The 14,226-nt window shown below is 73.0% G+C and carries 13 protein-coding genes, 1 pseudogene and 1 riboswitch; of the genes and pseudogenes, 4 read left to right on the top strand and 10 right to left on the bottom strand.

Annotation, left to right across the window (positions count from 1 at the left end):
- Window positions 1–132, bottom strand: a riboswitch (cyclic di-AMP (ydaO/yuaA leader).
- 118 nt (window positions 133–250) lie between these two features.
- The 3 genes from MED01_RS20000 to MED01_RS19990 all read right to left on the bottom strand — a co-directional run bounded on the left by MED01_RS20000 (window position 251) and on the right by MED01_RS19990 (window position 4,471).
- Entirely contained in the window at window positions 251–1,168 is a 918-nt protein-coding gene (locus MED01_RS20000; RefSeq protein WP_238670076.1) for a cation diffusion facilitator family transporter, read from the bottom strand.
- 106 nt (window positions 1,169–1,274) lie between these two features.
- A complete protein-coding gene (locus MED01_RS19995) occupies window positions 1,275–3,392 on the bottom strand; it encodes a HelD family protein (protein WP_238670075.1) in 2,118 nt (705 codons plus the stop codon).
- A 107-nt stretch (window positions 3,393–3,499) separates the two neighbouring features.
- Window positions 3,500–4,471 carry an alpha/beta fold hydrolase gene (locus tag MED01_RS19990; protein ID WP_238670074.1) on the bottom strand — a complete coding sequence of 324 codons (972 nt, stop codon included), beginning with the start codon at window positions 4,469–4,471 and terminating at the stop codon, window positions 3,500–3,502.
- 170 nt (window positions 4,472–4,641) lie between these two features.
- On the opposite strand from MED01_RS19990, the gene MED01_RS19985 reads away from it, so the two are divergent.
- Window positions 4,642–5,265: a carbonic anhydrase gene (locus tag MED01_RS19985; RefSeq protein WP_238670073.1), complete on the top strand. Its 624-nt coding sequence runs from the start codon at window positions 4,642–4,644 to the stop codon at window positions 5,263–5,265.
- 74 nt (window positions 5,266–5,339) lie between these two features.
- On the opposite strand, the gene MED01_RS19980 is transcribed toward MED01_RS19985, so the two are convergent.
- Window positions 5,340–5,669 (bottom strand): hypothetical protein, encoded by a 330-nt coding sequence (locus tag MED01_RS19980; RefSeq protein ID WP_030330285.1) that lies wholly within the window; start codon window positions 5,667–5,669, stop codon window positions 5,340–5,342.
- Window positions 5,670–5,977: 308 nt separating this feature from the next.
- On the opposite strand from MED01_RS19980, the gene MED01_RS19975 reads away from it, so the two are divergent.
- Window positions 5,978–6,469 (top strand): DUF3145 domain-containing protein, encoded by a 492-nt coding sequence (locus MED01_RS19975; protein WP_091409261.1) that lies wholly within the window; start codon window positions 5,978–5,980, stop codon window positions 6,467–6,469.
- An 87-nt stretch (window positions 6,470–6,556) separates the two neighbouring features.
- Window positions 6,557–8,290 (top strand): glycoside hydrolase family 3 protein, encoded by a 1,734-nt coding sequence (locus MED01_RS19970; RefSeq protein ID WP_238670072.1) that lies wholly within the window; start codon window positions 6,557–6,559, stop codon window positions 8,288–8,290.
- 30 nt (window positions 8,291–8,320) lie between these two features.
- On the opposite strand, the gene MED01_RS19965 is transcribed toward MED01_RS19970, so the two are convergent.
- Window positions 8,321–8,992 (bottom strand): lipoprotein, encoded by a 672-nt coding sequence (locus MED01_RS19965; RefSeq protein ID WP_238670071.1) that lies wholly within the window; start codon window positions 8,990–8,992, stop codon window positions 8,321–8,323.
- A 135-nt stretch (window positions 8,993–9,127) separates the two neighbouring features.
- On the opposite strand from MED01_RS19965, the gene MED01_RS19960 reads away from it, so the two are divergent.
- Entirely contained in the window at window positions 9,128–9,346 is a 219-nt protein-coding gene (locus tag MED01_RS19960) for a hypothetical protein (protein WP_238670070.1), read from the top strand.
- Between the two features lie 50 nt (window positions 9,347–9,396).
- Here the strand turns inward: MED01_RS19960 and fabF are convergent, their stop codons facing one another.
- The 5 genes and pseudogenes from fabF to MED01_RS19935 form a co-directional block, all read right to left on the bottom strand.
- Window positions 9,397–10,623, bottom strand: a complete 1,227-nt coding sequence (fabF, locus tag MED01_RS19955) for a beta-ketoacyl-ACP synthase II (RefSeq protein WP_124855678.1) — start codon at window positions 10,621–10,623, stop codon at window positions 9,397–9,399.
- A gap of 2 nt (window positions 10,624–10,625) precedes the next feature.
- Window positions 10,626–10,865 carry an acyl carrier protein gene (locus tag MED01_RS19950; protein WP_030330276.1) on the bottom strand — a complete coding sequence of 80 codons (240 nt, stop codon included), beginning with the start codon at window positions 10,863–10,865 and terminating at the stop codon, window positions 10,626–10,628.
- Window positions 10,866–10,950: 85 nt separating this feature from the next.
- Entirely contained in the window at window positions 10,951–11,895 is a 945-nt protein-coding gene (locus tag MED01_RS19945) for a beta-ketoacyl-ACP synthase III (protein WP_238670069.1), read from the bottom strand.
- A gap of 5 nt (window positions 11,896–11,900) precedes the next feature.
- Window positions 11,901–12,818 (bottom strand): annotated as a pseudogene (locus MED01_RS19940) (ACP S-malonyltransferase); the annotation flags it as partial.
- A gap of 78 nt (window positions 12,819–12,896) precedes the next feature.
- Window positions 12,897–14,198: a PucR family transcriptional regulator gene (locus MED01_RS19935; RefSeq protein WP_308193525.1), complete on the bottom strand. Its 1,302-nt coding sequence runs from the start codon at window positions 14,196–14,198 to the stop codon at window positions 12,897–12,899.
- Window positions 14,199–14,226 lie beyond the last annotated feature (28 nt).

The following is a 14,226-nucleotide window of genomic DNA, read 5'->3' as shown; positions in this document are numbered from 1 at the left end:
ATGTCCTTCCGTCAGCCGCCGACCGGGTTAGCTGACGGGTTCGGGACGGAAGATCCCTACCGCTGACGCGGATGCACCCCAGGAACATGGTTCCCCGGTTCGCCCAGCTGGGCGATTAGGCGGCGACCGCCACCGGCGCCGGGAGGGCGCCGCCTGGTGGAGGCCGGGACCGAGCCTACCGGTGCCGGTGGGGCTGCTGCAGCCAATGTGACGGACGGTGCGTGCGTCACCACGGAAAAGTACGACTCCGTCACCATTCGATGGAGCCGCAGGCTCCAGAAGCGGCACCGGGCTCGATCTGCAACGTCGCGTGCTCGATGCGGAAGTCGTCGTGCAGGGCCGTACGCGCCGCGGTGAGCACCGCGCCGACCTCCGCGCCGGGTGCCATGGTCAGGTGGGCGGAGGCCACCTCCATGCCCGAGGTGAGCGTCCAGACGTGCAGGTCGTGCACCTCGACGACCCCGGGGACGGCGGCGAGCCGGTCGTGCACGGCCGTCACCTGGAGGTGCTCCGGGGCGGCCTGCACGAGGATGCGGATGGCGGCGCGGGCGAGCCGCCAGGTGCGCGGCAGGATGAACACGCCGATGGCGACCGCGACCAGGGGGTCGGCCCACCACCAGTCGGTGACGGTGATGAGCAGGGCCGCGCCGATGACGCCGAGCGAGCCGAGCAGGTCGCCGAGCACCTCCAGGTAGGCGCCCTGGAGGTTGATGCTCTCCCGGGCCCCGGCGCGCAGCAGCGCGAAGGCGGCGATGTTGGCGAGCAGGCCGAGCACTGCCACCGCGAGCATCGGGCCGGCGATGACCTGGTGCGGGTCACCGAAACGGCGGATCGCCTCGATCACCACGTAGATCGCGACGCCGGAGAGCAGGACGGCGTTGGCCAGCGCGGCGAGCACCTCGAGCCGGTAGAGCCCGAAGGTGCGCTGCGGGTCGCCGGTGGCCCGCCGGGTCGCCGTGATGGCGGCGAGCGCCATCCCGATGCCGAGCACGTCGGTGAACATGTGCCCGGCGTCGGAGAGCAGGGCGAGCGAGCCGGTGTGCAGGGCGACCACCGCCTCGACCACCATCAGGGTGGCGAGCAGGCCGAATGCCGCCCAGAGTCGACCTCGGTGCTGGTGTGCGGCATTGGCGACGGACCCATGGTGGTGGTCATGACCTGCGCCCACGAGAACCACCTTCCGCCGCCGGCCGGGACCCGGTCAAATGTATGCTCACATCGCTATGTGTGCAAGTGTATGGCCACCACCTTCCGCTGGCGGCAGTCCGCACACGTCAGCCGGTCGGGTCGATGGTGGTGAGCCGCTGGGTGGCCCGGGAGAGCGCCACGTACAGGGTGCGTACCCCGGCCCCCGGATCCGCCCGGATCTCGCTCGGGGCGACAAGCACGACCCCGTCGTACTCCATGCCCTTGGCCTCCAGGCTGGTCACCACCTGCAACCTCGGCGCGCCGAGCGCGCCCAACCACCCGGCGACCTCGTCCCGGCGGGGGACCGGCGTGATCACGCCGACCGTGCCCTCCACCTCGGCCAGCAGGCCGGCGGCGGCCTCCACTGTCGCGGTCTCCAACCCGGTCGCGGGCACCACCAGCTCCACCGGCTCGACCCCGGTGGAGCGGACGGCGGTCGGCAGCGGCAGGTCCGGGTAGAGCCGACGGATCTCCGCCGCCGCCACCGCGAAGATCTCCGACGAATTGCGGTAGTTGGTGGTGAGCGTGAAGTCGTGCCGCTTGCGCCGGCCCAGGGCCTGGTCGCGGGCTCGGGTCAGCTCTTCCGGATCGCCGGTCCACGCGGTCTGGGCGGGGTCGCCCACCACTGTCCAGGAGGCCAGTCGGCCGCGCCGACCGATCATCCGCCACTGCATCGGCGAGACGTCTTGCGCCTCGTCCACCACCACGTGCGCGTACTCCCGGTAGTCCTCCGGGCGCTCCCGGGCCGCCGCGCGGGCGGCCCGCTGCCGTTCACCGAGGGTGCTCAGCTCACGGACGCCGCCGGCGAGCTGGAACGGATCGCGTCGCGCTCGGGCCGGCTGTGCGGGCTTACCGAGCAGCGCGTCCAACTCGTCCAGCAACGCCACGTCGGCGATTGTCAGCCCGGCCGAGTCCAGGTTCCGGTACGCGGCGTTGAGCAGCCGGATCTCCGCCGAGGAGAGGATCCCCCCGGCGTACCGGCGCAGCCGGTCCGGCTGCGCCAGCCAGCCGAGGACATGCCGGGGGTGCAGCCGGGGCCACCACGCCTTGAGGAACTCCCGGAACTCCGACCGCTCGGCGATCTCCGCCTCGAAGGCCGGTTGCTCCGGCAGTCGACCGCTGCTCAGCTCACGGGCCTGCGTCCAGAGCGCGGCGAACACCCCGTCGAAGCCGGCTCGGCGCACCTCGTTGCGTCGTGCGCCGCGTTGCAGCGCGCGGTCCCGGATCCGGTCCAGCGCGGTCCGGTCCAGCCGCAGCAGTGTGCCCCGGTAGAGCAACCGCAGCTCACCCGGGCCGCCCGGCACCGCGTCGCGGGCCGCCCGCTCCAGCACCCGGCGCATCCGCAGCGAGCCCTTCACCGCCGCCACCTCGGGCGGGTCGGGTCGGGTGGCGGTCATCCCCGGGAAGAGGGTGCCCAGCGAGTGCAGGGTCGCGGTGTCCTCACCGAGCGACGGCAGCACGGAGCCGATGTACTCGACGAAGACTGACGACGGGCCGACCACCAGGATGCCGCCGCCGGCGTAGCGGCTGCGGTCGGAGTACAGCAGGAACGCGGCCCGGTGCAGGGCGACAGCGGTCTTGCCGGTGCCGGGGCCGCCCGCGACGATGGTCACCCCGGAGCCGGGCGAGCGGATCGCCTCGTCCTGCTCCCGCTGGATGGTCGCCACGATGTCGCGCATGCCCCGCCCGGTGGCCTTGGACAGGGTGGCCAGCAACGCGCCGTCACCGACGACGGTCATCCCCTCCGGAGCGGCCGTCGGGTCCAGCAGGTCGTCCTCGATCCGGGTGACCCGCTCGGCGCGGGACTGGATGGTGCGGCGCCGCACCACGTCCAGCGGCTGCGCCGGTGTGGCCTGGTAGAAGGCGGCGGCGGCCGGTGCGCGCCAGTCGACGACGAGCGTCACGGCGTTCTCGTCGCGGATCCCCAGTCGCCCGACGTGCAGCACCTGACGGTCGCGCAGGTCCAGCCGGCCGAAGACCAGCCCCTCGTGCTCGGCGTCCAGGGTGTGCCGCCGCTGCGCCGCGTGGAAGACCATCGCGTCGCGCTCGACCAGGGCGCCGTGCGTGCCCACCCGGGCCATCCGGTAGCCGTCACGCTCGGCGCGGACGGCCGACTGCCGCAGCTCGGCCAGTCGGGCGTACACCCGGTCGAGGTGTCGTTGCTCGACGGCGATCTCCTGCTCCAGGCCGGTCTGGTCGGTCAACGCACGCTCCTTCAGAGGTCGCCGGCAGGCGGCGGGAACCGCGCGAGCCAACCGAGAAGAGTACGGCCTCGGAGCCGACCCGCCGCGCCCGAGGTGCGCGAACGTGCTCAGGCGCCCGTCTCGGCAGGGGCCGCGTCACGGTGAGCCGGCGGCGATGCGCCACGGTGAGCCGGCGGCGATTCGGCGAGCATCCGCCGCACCACGCCGGTGAGCGCGGCGTTGACCTCGTCCGGACGCTCCATCATCAGCATGTGCCCGGCACCGGGGCAGACGGTCAGCTCGGTGGCCGGCAGAGCCGCCGCGATCGACTCGGCGCACGGTGGCGGGGTCAGCCGGTCCCGGTCGCCGACCAGGGCGGCGGCCGGCAGGTGGGCCAACGCGGCGAGGGTGTCCAGCCGGTGCTGGGCGCCGATGGAGGCGCGGAACCCGCCGATCGAGCGCAGCGAGGCCCGAGCCACCGCCGACGTCACCAGGCGGATGTCGGCCGGCTCGCAGCGGTCACCGAAGAGCATCCACCGGATGCTCGGTTGCAGCGCGTTCAGCAGTGCCCGGGGCGCGCGCCACGAGCCACACCGGGCCAGCACGCCGGCGCCGGTCGTCTCGGCCAGCCGGATCAACCGGGCGATCCGCGGCGAGAGGCCGTAGACGGTGTGCGTGTGCCCCTCGGCGGTGGTCGAGACGAAGACCAGGCCGGCGGTACGGGCGGCGAAGTGCGCGGGGTGGCGGTGCGCGTACTCCATGATCGTCATGCCGCCCATCGAGTGCCCGACCAGCACCACAGGGCCGGTCGGCGCGACCGCGTCGATCACCGCGGCCAGGTCGTCACCCAATTGGGCCACTGTGGCAGTGGGCAGCGCCATGCAGCTGGACCGGCCGTGCCCCCGCGCGTCGTAGGCCACCACCCGCACGGCAGCGCCGAACGGCGGTGCCGTGAGCGCGTCGACCTGCCGGCGCCAGGCGCGCCCGTCCAGCGTCCAGCCGTGCAGCAGGATGGCGGTGACCTGGGCGTCCGTCGGACCCGTCGCCTCGACGTTGAGCCGTACGCCGTCCGGCAGACCGACCTCGAACCGCTCCGGCATCGCCACCTCCCCAGGGCCGCCCGGTACCACCAGCACCTCCGATACCCGGCGGTAACACCGGCTACCCGCCATGACACCACGCCAATCGCACCGTCGCGAACATTCCCGACCTCGCCCGTCCCGGACGGCGGCGGGCCAAGCTGAACGGCATGGGGTCGTCGGGAGCACCCATGGGCGCGACGTCGGGGCAGGGGCGCCAGGCCGGCGGTACGCCCCGCGCCGCGCTTGCCGACCTGCTCGCCGGCAACCGGCGGTTCGTCAGTGGCCAGCCGGTGCACGGACACGACGTGACGGCCGCCGCAGCGGCCTCCGGCGACCAGCAGCCGTACGCCGTGGTGCTGGGGTGCATCGACTCCCGGGTGCCGTTGGAGGCGATCTTCGATCAGACCTTCGGCGCGATCTGCGTGATCCGTACCGGCGGGCACGTGCTCGATCGCGCGGTCTGCGGCTCGATCGAGTACGTGGTCGGGCAGCTCGGCGTACCGCTGGTGATGGTTCTTGGCCACGAGCGGTGCGGCGCGGTGCAGGCCACTGTGGAGTCGCTGCGCACCGGGCAGCGTCCCGGCGGGTCGCTGGCACACCTGGTGGACGAGATCGCCCCGGCGGTGACCGAGGCGGGGCTCGACGATCCGGCGGTGCAGCCGCTGGCGATTCGCCGGCACGTCCGGCGCACGGTGCGCACCCTGCGCGAGGACGATCTGCTGGCCGGGCCGGTGGCTGCCGGCCGGGTGGCAGTGGTCGGCGGCCTCTACGACCTGGCCACCGGCGAGGTGGCCCTGCTCGATCCAGGCTGACCCGGCCTCCGGACACGCGAAACCGCCCGCCGGGAACTCCCGGCGGGCGGTTTCGGTGGTGCGTGGGGGAGGGCTCAGCCCTCGAAGACGCCGGCCGCGACCAGGCGCTTCTCGGTGGCCTCCCAGCCGTCACCCGGGTGGGTGGCAGCCAGGTTGTTGATCTCCGCCCGGATCTTGGCGGCGTGGCCGGCGGCGGCCAGAACGCGGATCTCCTCGACGAAGGCGTCGGAGTCCGTGCGCAGGTGCGCCGTCTTGCCGTTGGTCAGGTTCCGCACGTAGGCGTGCTTGCCGCCGTTGAGCGGGATGAGGTACTTGAACTCGCCCAGCACGCTGAGGGCGCCACCCTGGCCAGCCTGGCCGGCCCGGACGGACGCGCGCGCGGTCTTAGAGGTGTTGCTCGCCACGGAGGTACTCCTTGCAAGACGTACGGGAGGACTGGACGTCCGGGGGCTGTGTGCGGGTCGTACGTGACTCGACCCGCGAAGGTGTAACGCGGCATAAGCCGCCGGTGGAACTGTACAGGACCACGACATCATGCTGGTCGTCGCGGTGTCCTGAGAGGCAACGGCGACCACCCGTCCGGCTATTCCACCCGGCGTTTTTTCCGATTCTCTGGCGCACCATGCGTCACAGGAGTCATCATGTGTTGCAGCAGCCACCTGGGTGGACGAGGTCGTAGGGGAAGACGCACCTCGCTCTCCGGGAGGTCACCGTGCCAACGCGTGGCGTCGTATACGTCCATTCGACCCCGCTCGCCGTGTGCTCACACGTCGAGTGGGCGATCGCGCGCGTCCTAGCCGCGCCGGTCAACCTGCAGTGGACGGCTCAGCCCGTCGACCCCGGCGCACGCCGGGCCGAGTGCGGGTGGACCGGTCGTCCGGGGACGGGCGCCGAGCTGGCTGCTGCCCTACGGCAGTGGCCCATGATCCGTTTCGAGGTCACCGAGGAGCCGAGTCCCGGCGCCGACGGTGAGCGCTTCATGTACGTGCCGGCCCGTGGCCTGTTCCGGGCAACGGTCGGCGTGGCCGGCGACATTCAGCTCGGCGAGGACCGCCTTCGAGCGCTGATGGCCGCCTCCCGGGCCCCCGAGGCGCTGGCGCACGCCCTCGACAAGGCGCTCGGCACGGCATGGGACGCTGACCTGGAGCCCTACCGGTACGCCGGCGACGGAGCCCCGGTGACCTTGCTCACTCGGGTCGGCTGACCCGGCCGGCGGGCCGCTGGCCGGACGCCGTCGCAGCGGCGACGACCGGTAAGGTCAAGTTGCCCCGATAAGGGAGAAGCTGGTGGGATGGGCGGCGTGTCGAATCGCCCGTGGCGCGCCAGTGTCGCTGTCGCAGCCCTGACCGCCCTGCTCGTCTCCGGCTGCTCCGGTGACCCGGAGCGCCCCACGCCGACGCCCAGCCCGGCCGGCACGTCCGCGGGCCCGAGCGTCCCGGCCGCGCCGCCGGCCGGCGACCCCGCCAGCCGCGCCGCCGCGCTGGTGGCGACGCTGGCCGACGAAGACCTCGTCGGCCAGGTGCTGATGCCGTACGCCTACGGCGACTCGGCGACGAAGGTCTCCGCCGGTTCGGCGGCCGGTAACCAGGCCCTGGCCGGGGTGGACACCCCCGCCGACATGATCGCCAAGTACCGACTGGGTGGCCTGATCCTGGTCGGCTTCAGCGCCGACGACCCGACCAAGGGCAATCAGGAGACCACCAACGTCGACAACCCCAAGCAGGTGCACGAGCTCACTGCCGGGCTGCGGACCGCCGGCGGTCGGCTCGCCGCCGGTTCGGCGCCGCTGCTCATCGGCACCGACCAGGAGTACGGCGTCGTCACCCGTGTGTCCGACGGGGTCACAGTGCTGCCCAGCGCCCTCGCGGCCGGCGCGGCCGGTGACCCGAAGCTCACCGAGGCGGCCTGGCGGGCCGCCGGCACCGAGTTAGCCGCGATGGGCATCAACATCGACTTCGCCCCGGTGGCCGACGTGCTGGCCACCCGGAGCACCGTGATCGGCTCCCGGTCGTACGGTGCCGACCCGAAGCAGGCCGCCGCGCAGGTGGGCGGCGCGGTCCGCGGCCTCCAGGCGGTCGGGGTCGCGGCCACCCTGAAGCACTTCCCCGGGCACGGCCACAGCGCCGACGACTCGCACCAGGACCTTCCGGTGCTCACCCAGTCCGCCGCGGCGTTGCAGAGCGGCGCGTGGCCGCCGTTCACCGCCGGGATGGACGCGGGGGCGATGGCAGTGATGTCCGGTCACCTGGACGCGCGCGCGATCGACCCGGGAACCCCGGCGACGTTCTCGCACAAGCTGCTCACCGACGTGCTGCGCGGCCAACTCGGCTTCAAGGGCGTGGTGATCACCGACGGGATGAACATGCCGCCCGCGATGCGCTGGGCCCCCGGCGAGGCCGCGGTCCGGGCGCTCAACGCCGGTAACGACCTCATCCTGATGACCCCGAACGTCGGTCAGGCGTACGACGGGCTGCTCGCCGCGCTGCGCGGCGGATCCCTGCCCCGGCCCCGGCTGGTCGAGGCGGTCACCCGGGTGCTGACCATGAAGTTCCAGCTCGCGGAGCTGCCGGCGGCGCAGATGTCCACGCTCAACACCCCGGCGCACCGGGCGGCGGCCGACGCGCTGGCAGCCGCCGCCGTCACCGTGCTGAAGGGCGCCTGCGGCGGAGCGGTACGCGGACCGGTCACCGTCACCTCGTCCGGCGGTCGGGACGGCACCCGGGCCACGCTCACCGCCGCGCTGACCGCCGCCGGGGTGCAGGTCAAGCCCAGCGGCGGCACGGTCGTGCACCTGGTGGGCTACGGCGACGGCGCCAAGGACCTGAGCCCCGACGCGGCGGTGACCGTCGCCATGGACACCCCGTACGTGCTGGCCGACGCGAAGTCACCGACGCTGCTGGCGACCTACTCGTCCAGTCGGGCGTCGATGACCGGCCTGGCCGCCGTGCTCGCCGGCAAGGCCCGGCCGGGCGGCCGGTCCCCGGTGGCCGTCCCCGGACTGCCCGCCACGACCTGCGGCACCTGACCGTCCGGCACGGCCCGGTCACCGCCCACCTCACTCGCCCTTCGCGAGCCCCCGCACCGCGAGCCGGTACGCCGGCAGCACGTCGGTCCGTTCGGTGATCAGCCCCTCGTTGACCGCGAAGACGAGGGTCTGCCCCGCCGACTGGACTGCCAGCGCCCAGTTCCGCGACTGATCCTCCTCCTCGACCAGCGGGTTGGTGGCGAGCCAGGTCATCTCGGTGGCGTCGAAGCCGCCGGCGCGGAGGTCACGGAACTGTTGGCCGGCGACCGTCTCGCCGGCCCCGGCGGCGAAACTCTCCAACGCGGCGCGCGGCGTGACAGTCGGTGAGTCCGCCGCCCAGATCCGCAGGAATCCGCCGCCGGCCGGCCGGCCGTCGACCTCGCAGCGGACGGTGGTGCCGCCGCGCTTGGTGAGCGCCTCGCCGACCAACTCGGCCAGCTCGCCCTTGGGCGGCTCGATCGCCTTCGCCGTCCACCCGTCGGCCAGCGGAAACGTCACCGGTACCGGGCAGGGGGAACCGGTGCCGCCGGCCGTGCCGCCGGGTGACGCCGGGGCCACCTCGTCGTACCAGGGCTCGCCAGCGGCCTGTGGTGCCGGGCTGCCGGCCGCGGGCCCGGCCGGAGCGCCGGCGTCGTCGCCGCAGCCGGCCAGCAGGCCGAGGGTGAGCGCCGCCGACACGGCGACGCGGGTACGAACGTCCATAGTGGTGATCCCCGTCAGTCGATCTTCAGTCGGCCCATCTAAGCCGTGCGGTCTCTCGACGTCAATCGGGATCGTGCGCCCGGCACGACGGAAATCGGGTCGCCCCCCGCCCGGTCGGTCTGACAGCCTCACCCCATGGGAACGGCAGCAGGATTCCGGCACGTGCAACGGGCGGACGGCACTGTGGTGATCACCCACCACGGTCGGGTCGCCGGCACGCTGCGCGGCGCTCGGGCCGCGGAGTTCCTGGCCGAGGTCGACGACGACCCGCAGTTGGTGATGGCCCGCTGGACCGGCAACTACCGCCACGGCAACGAGCGCACCGCCAAACAACACCCCCGCAACCGAGGCTGAACGACGAAAGGGCCCCTCCTCTCGACGAGGAGGGGCCCTTTCGCAGGATCTCAGGGGCGGGCGAAGACGAGAGCCACGTTGTGGCCGCCGAAGCCGAACGCGTTGTTCAACGCGGCCGGGATCTCCATGTGGCGGGCCTTGTGCGCGGCGACATCCAGGGTGAGGCCTGGCTCCGGGTCGTCGAGGTTGATCGTCGGAGGGACGACACTGTCGCGGATCGCCAGGATGGTGGCGATCGACTCCAGCGCGCCGGCCGCACCGAGCAGGTGACCGGTCATCGACTTCGTCGCGGACAGCACCGGGTGGTCGCCGAGCGCCTTGTGCAGCCCACCGATCTCCAGCATGTCCCCGACCGGGGTCGACGTGGCGTGCGCGTTGACGTGCACGATGTCCCGCTTCGCCACGTCCGCGTCGGCGATCGCCTTGGCGATGGCCCGGATGGCGCCCTCGCCCTCGGCGTGCGGCTGCACGATGTCGTACGCGTCGGAGGTGATGCCGGCGCCGGCGAGGCGCGCGTACACCCGGGCACCCCGGGCCGCGGCGTGCTCGGCCCGCTCCAGCACCACGATGCCGGCGCCCTCGCCGAGGACGAAGCCGTCCCGGCCCCGGTCCCACGGGCGGGAGGCCCGCTCCGGGTCGTCGTTGCGGGTCGACATGGCCCGCATCGAGCTGAATCCGGCGATCGGCAGGGGGTGGATGACCGCCTCAGTGCCGCCGGCCACCACCACGTCGGCCCGGCCGGAGCGGATGATGTCCAGGCCGAGGGCGATCGCCTCGGCGCCGGTGGCGCAGGCGCTGGCCACCGAGTGCACGCCGGCCTTGGCGCCCAACTCCAGCCCGACCCAGGCGGCCGGACCGTTCGGCATCAGCATCGGGATGGTGTGCGGGGAGACCCGCCGTGGCCCGGACGCCTCCAGGATGTCGTCCTGGGCGAGCAGAGTGGTGGCACCGCCGATGCCGGAGCCGACGCTGACGGCCAACCGCTCCCCGTCCAGGTCGGAACCGGCGAGGCCGGCGTCCGCCCAGGCCTGCTGCGCCGCGATGATCGCGATCGCCTCGGAGCGGTCCAGGCGGCGCAGGCGGACCCGGTCCAGCACCTCGGACGGCTCCACGGCCAACTGGGCGGCGATCCGGACCGGCAGTTGCTCGGCCCACTCCTGGGTGAGGGCACTCACCCCGGAGCGGCCGGCGAGCATTGCGTCCCAGGTCGACGCGACGTCCCCGCCAAGCGGGGTCGTCGCGCCGAGCCCGGTGACGACGACGTCTGGACGACTCATGATCAGGACTGCGCCGCGATGTAGCTGACTGCGTCGCCGACGGTCTTGAGGTTCTGCACCTCGTTGTCCGGGATCTTGACGCCGAACTTCTCCTCGGCCGCGACCACTACCTCAACCATGGAGAGCGAGTCGACGTCGAGGTCGTCGGTGAAGGACTTCCCCTCGGCCACGTCGTCCGGGTTCACCCCGGCAACCTCTTCGAGGATCTCGGCGAGGCCGGTGGTGATCTCGTCACGGGTCATTGCGGTTGGTTCCTTTCATCGGGGTTCTCCGGCGGCCGGCGTCGCCGACCGCCACTCCTGGACGCGTACGCGCCCGAGGGGGTCATCAGGGGCAGCGGACGACCTGACCTGCATAGGTCAGGCCACCGCCGAAGCCGAACAGCAGCACCGGTGCGCCGGAGGGCACCTCCCGGCGCTCGACGAGCTTGGACAGGGCCAGCGGCACGCTCGCCGCGGAGGTGTTGCCGGACTCGACGATGTCCTTCGCGATGATCGCGTCGGGGATGTTGAGTCGCTTGGCGATGCCGTCGATGATCCGGGCGTTGGCCTGGTGCGGCACGAATGCGGCCAGCTCCGACGGGTCGACCCCGGCCCGCTCGCAGGCCTGGAGCGCGAGCGGCGCGATCGCTGTGGTGGCCCAGCGGAACACCGCCTGCCCCTCCTGCTGGATGTACGGGCGCCAACCCTCGATGCGGACCGCGTCGCTCTTGTCCGGCACCGAACCCCAGACGACCGGGCCGATTCCGGTCGGCTCGTCGTCGGCGGTGGCGGAGACCACCGCGGCACCGGCTCCGTCCGCGAAGATGATGCAGGTGGAGCGGTCGGTCCAGTCGGTGAAGTCGGACAGCTTCTCCGCGCCGATGACGATCGCGTTGCGCGACGCCCCGGCCCGGATGGCGTGGTCGACGGTGCCCAGCGCGTACGCGAAGCCCGAGCAGGCGGTGTTGAGGTCGAACGCGCCCGGCGCGGTGATGCCCAGCTTGCCGGCGACCCGGCAGGCCACGTTGGGGCTGCGGTCGATGGAGGAGCAGGTGGCGACCACTACCAGGTCGATGTCGGCGGCGGTCAGGCCCGAGTTGGCCAGCGCCTTGCCGGCAGCCGCGGCGGCCATGTCGGCGACCGTCTCACTGTCGGCGATCCGCCGGCTGACGATGCCGACCCGGTCGCGAATCCACTCGTCGTTCGTGTCGACGAGCTGGGCGATGTCGTCGTTGGTCACCACCCGGGAAGGCTGGTAGTGCCCCATCGAGACGATGCGACTGCCAGTCATGAACGACCTCCGATACGGGCGATCAGGTCCCGTGCGGCCGGCAGGTCGTCCGGGGTGTTGAGGGTGACGATCTCCGGGGCGCCGTCGCCCTTGAGTTCCCGCTTGACCAGGCCGGCGATGGTGCCGGCCGGGGGCAGCTCGATCACGCCGGTGACCCCGAGGTCGGCCAGCGTCCGCATGCACAGGTCCCAGCGCACCGGCGCGGTGACCTGACGAACGAGGCGCTGCACCATTGCCGCGCCGTTGTCGACAGCGGTGCCGTCGAGGTTCGACAGCAGGGTCCGAGCCGGGTCGGCGGGGGTGATCCCGGCGGCCTCCGCGGCGAGCGCGGTCTCGGCCGGAGCCATGTACGGGGTGTGGAACGCGCCGGCCACCTGGAGTCGGATGATCCGGGTCCGGGCGGGCGGCGCGGCGGCGAGCTTGTCCAGCCCGTCCAGGGCGCCCGCGGCGACGATCTGCCCGGCGCCGTTGCGGTTGGCCGGGTAGAGCCCGTTCGCCTCGATCGCGGCGATCACCTCGTCGGGGTCACCACCGAGCACCGCGGCCATTCCGGTCGGCTCAAGCGCGCACGCGGCGGCCATCTCCCGGCCGCGAACGCCGGCCAGTGTGATCGCGGCGTCGGCCGAGAGCACACCGGCCAGGGCGGCGGCACCCAACTCGCCGACGCTGTGGCCGGCGGTGAGTGCGACGCCGTCGAGCGGCAGGTGCTCGGCCGCGAGCAACGCCGCGGCGACCAGCAACGGCTGGGTGCGGGCGGTGTCCTTGATCTCGTCGGCGTCGGCGGCGGTGCCCAGGTGCAGCAGGTCGACCCCGGCCAGCGCCGACCAGTGGCGCAGCCGCGCCTCGGTGCCGGTCAGGTCGAGCCAGGGGGTCAGGAAGCCGGGTTTCTGAGAACCCTGGCCGGGACTAAGTACGGCGAGCACGTCTATGACTCTCCCGGATAAAGGCGGGTAACGCGGTGCCGCCTTCGACCAAACCACACTAGGACCTTTAGAGGTTTCCTACAAAGATCGGCGGGGATCATCCTCTGTTTGGGCGGATTTCCGGGTAGCCGGGGTCATTGTCTGAGTCGGGACCGCCGAGGCCAGCGGGGCGACCGGATCCAACCGACCCACTGTCAGCGCGACCTGGAGGGCGAACGCGTCGCGCGGCGACAGTGGCGAGAACCCGGTCACCTCGGCGATCCGCCGCAACCGGTAGCGGACAGTGTTCGGGTGCACGAACAGTGCCCGGGCCGCGCTCTCCAGCGTGCCACCGGCGGCCAGGAAGGCGTCCAGGGTCGCCAGCAGTTCCCCACCGGCACGCACCAGCGTCGCGTACACATCGTGACGCAGCCGCCGACGGGCCTCGGCGTCGCCGGCGAGGGCCCGCTCCGGCAGCAGGTCGGCGGCCGGCACCGGCCGGGGCGCGCTCGGCCAGGCCGGTGCGGCCCGAAAGCCGGACAGCGCGGCCCGCGCCGACTCGGTCGCCTCGTCGAGGCTCGGTACGGCGGGACCGACCACCACCGGGCCGTCCCCGAACGCGCTCAGCAGCTTCGCGGTGGCGGTCAGCGGGTCAGGCGCGCCGCCCAGCACGATGACCAGCCGGTCGCCGTGGACGCCGCCGATCACCTCCACGCCGATCCGGCGGGCCTGCCGGTAGACCACGTGCAGCACCGCCGAGACCTCACCGCCGGGCGACCGACCGACAGCCACCGCCACCGGCGGCGCGTCCGCCCAGCCGAGCGCGGCGGCCCGACTGGCCAGGACGTCCGGCGAGTCACCGCGCAACAGCGCGTCGACAAGCAGCGCCTGCAACCGGGCGTCCCAGGCGCCGCGCGACTCGGCGGCCCGCGCGTACACCCGGGCGGCGGAGAACGCGATCTCCCGGGAGAAGCGCAGCACCGCCTCGCGTAGCTGCTGCTCCTCACCCTCGGCGGCCAGATGCGCCACCTGCTCCTCGACCACGTCGATCGTCACCTTGATCAACGCCACGGTCTGCTGGAGGGTGATCGACCGGGCCAGCGCCTGCGGGGCGGCGGCGAAGACCTCGTCCGAGACCTCCTGGGTGCTGTCCGCCGTTCCGCCGCCGTCGCGCAGCCACTGCACCAGCGACCTCGCGCCCGCCTGGGCCACCAGCATCACCCAGGAGCGCTGGTCGGCCGGCAGTGCCCGGAACCAGGGGAGCGTCTCGTCCATCCGGGCCACGCTGGAGGTGGCCAACGCCCCCGCCGATCGTTCGATCCGGCGCAGCGTGGCCGACAGCTCCCCACCGCCCGGCGTGCTCACCGCCCTAGCCTGACACGTCGTGAGCAGGCCAACCACGCCGGCACCGGTCCGCCGACCACTGTCG

Origin of the sequence: Micromonospora alfalfae (assembly GCF_022230925.1) — a bacterium.
GTDB lineage: Bacteria > Actinomycetota > Actinomycetes > Mycobacteriales > Micromonosporaceae > Micromonospora > Micromonospora alfalfae.
This window is presented reverse-complemented; position numbering and strand designations above follow the sequence as displayed.

Bases quoted from the DNA above. Each gene is read 5' to 3' on its own strand.
- fabF (WP_124855678.1), bottom strand. From the start codon at position 10,623: ATGAGTCGTCCAGACGTCGTCGTCACCGGGCTCGGCGCGACGACCCCG.
- MED01_RS19990 (WP_238670074.1), bottom strand. From the start codon at position 4,471: ATGCCGGAGCGGTTCGAGGTCGGTCTGCCGGACGGCGTACGGCTCAAC.
- MED01_RS19985 (WP_238670073.1), top strand. From the start codon at position 4,642: ATGGGCGCGACGTCGGGGCAGGGGCGCCAGGCCGGCGGTACGCCCCGC.
- MED01_RS19960 (WP_238670070.1), top strand. From the start codon at position 9,128: ATGGGAACGGCAGCAGGATTCCGGCACGTGCAACGGGCGGACGGCACT.
- MED01_RS19950 (WP_030330276.1), bottom strand. From the start codon at position 10,865: ATGACCCGTGACGAGATCACCACCGGCCTCGCCGAGATCCTCGAAGAG.
- MED01_RS19970 (WP_238670072.1), top strand. From the start codon at position 6,557: ATGGGCGGCGTGTCGAATCGCCCGTGGCGCGCCAGTGTCGCTGTCGCA.
- MED01_RS19945 (WP_238670069.1), bottom strand. From the start codon at position 11,895: ATGACTGGCAGTCGCATCGTCTCGATGGGGCACTACCAGCCTTCCCGG.
- MED01_RS19965 (WP_238670071.1), bottom strand. From the start codon at position 8,992: ATGGACGTTCGTACCCGCGTCGCCGTGTCGGCGGCGCTCACCCTCGGC.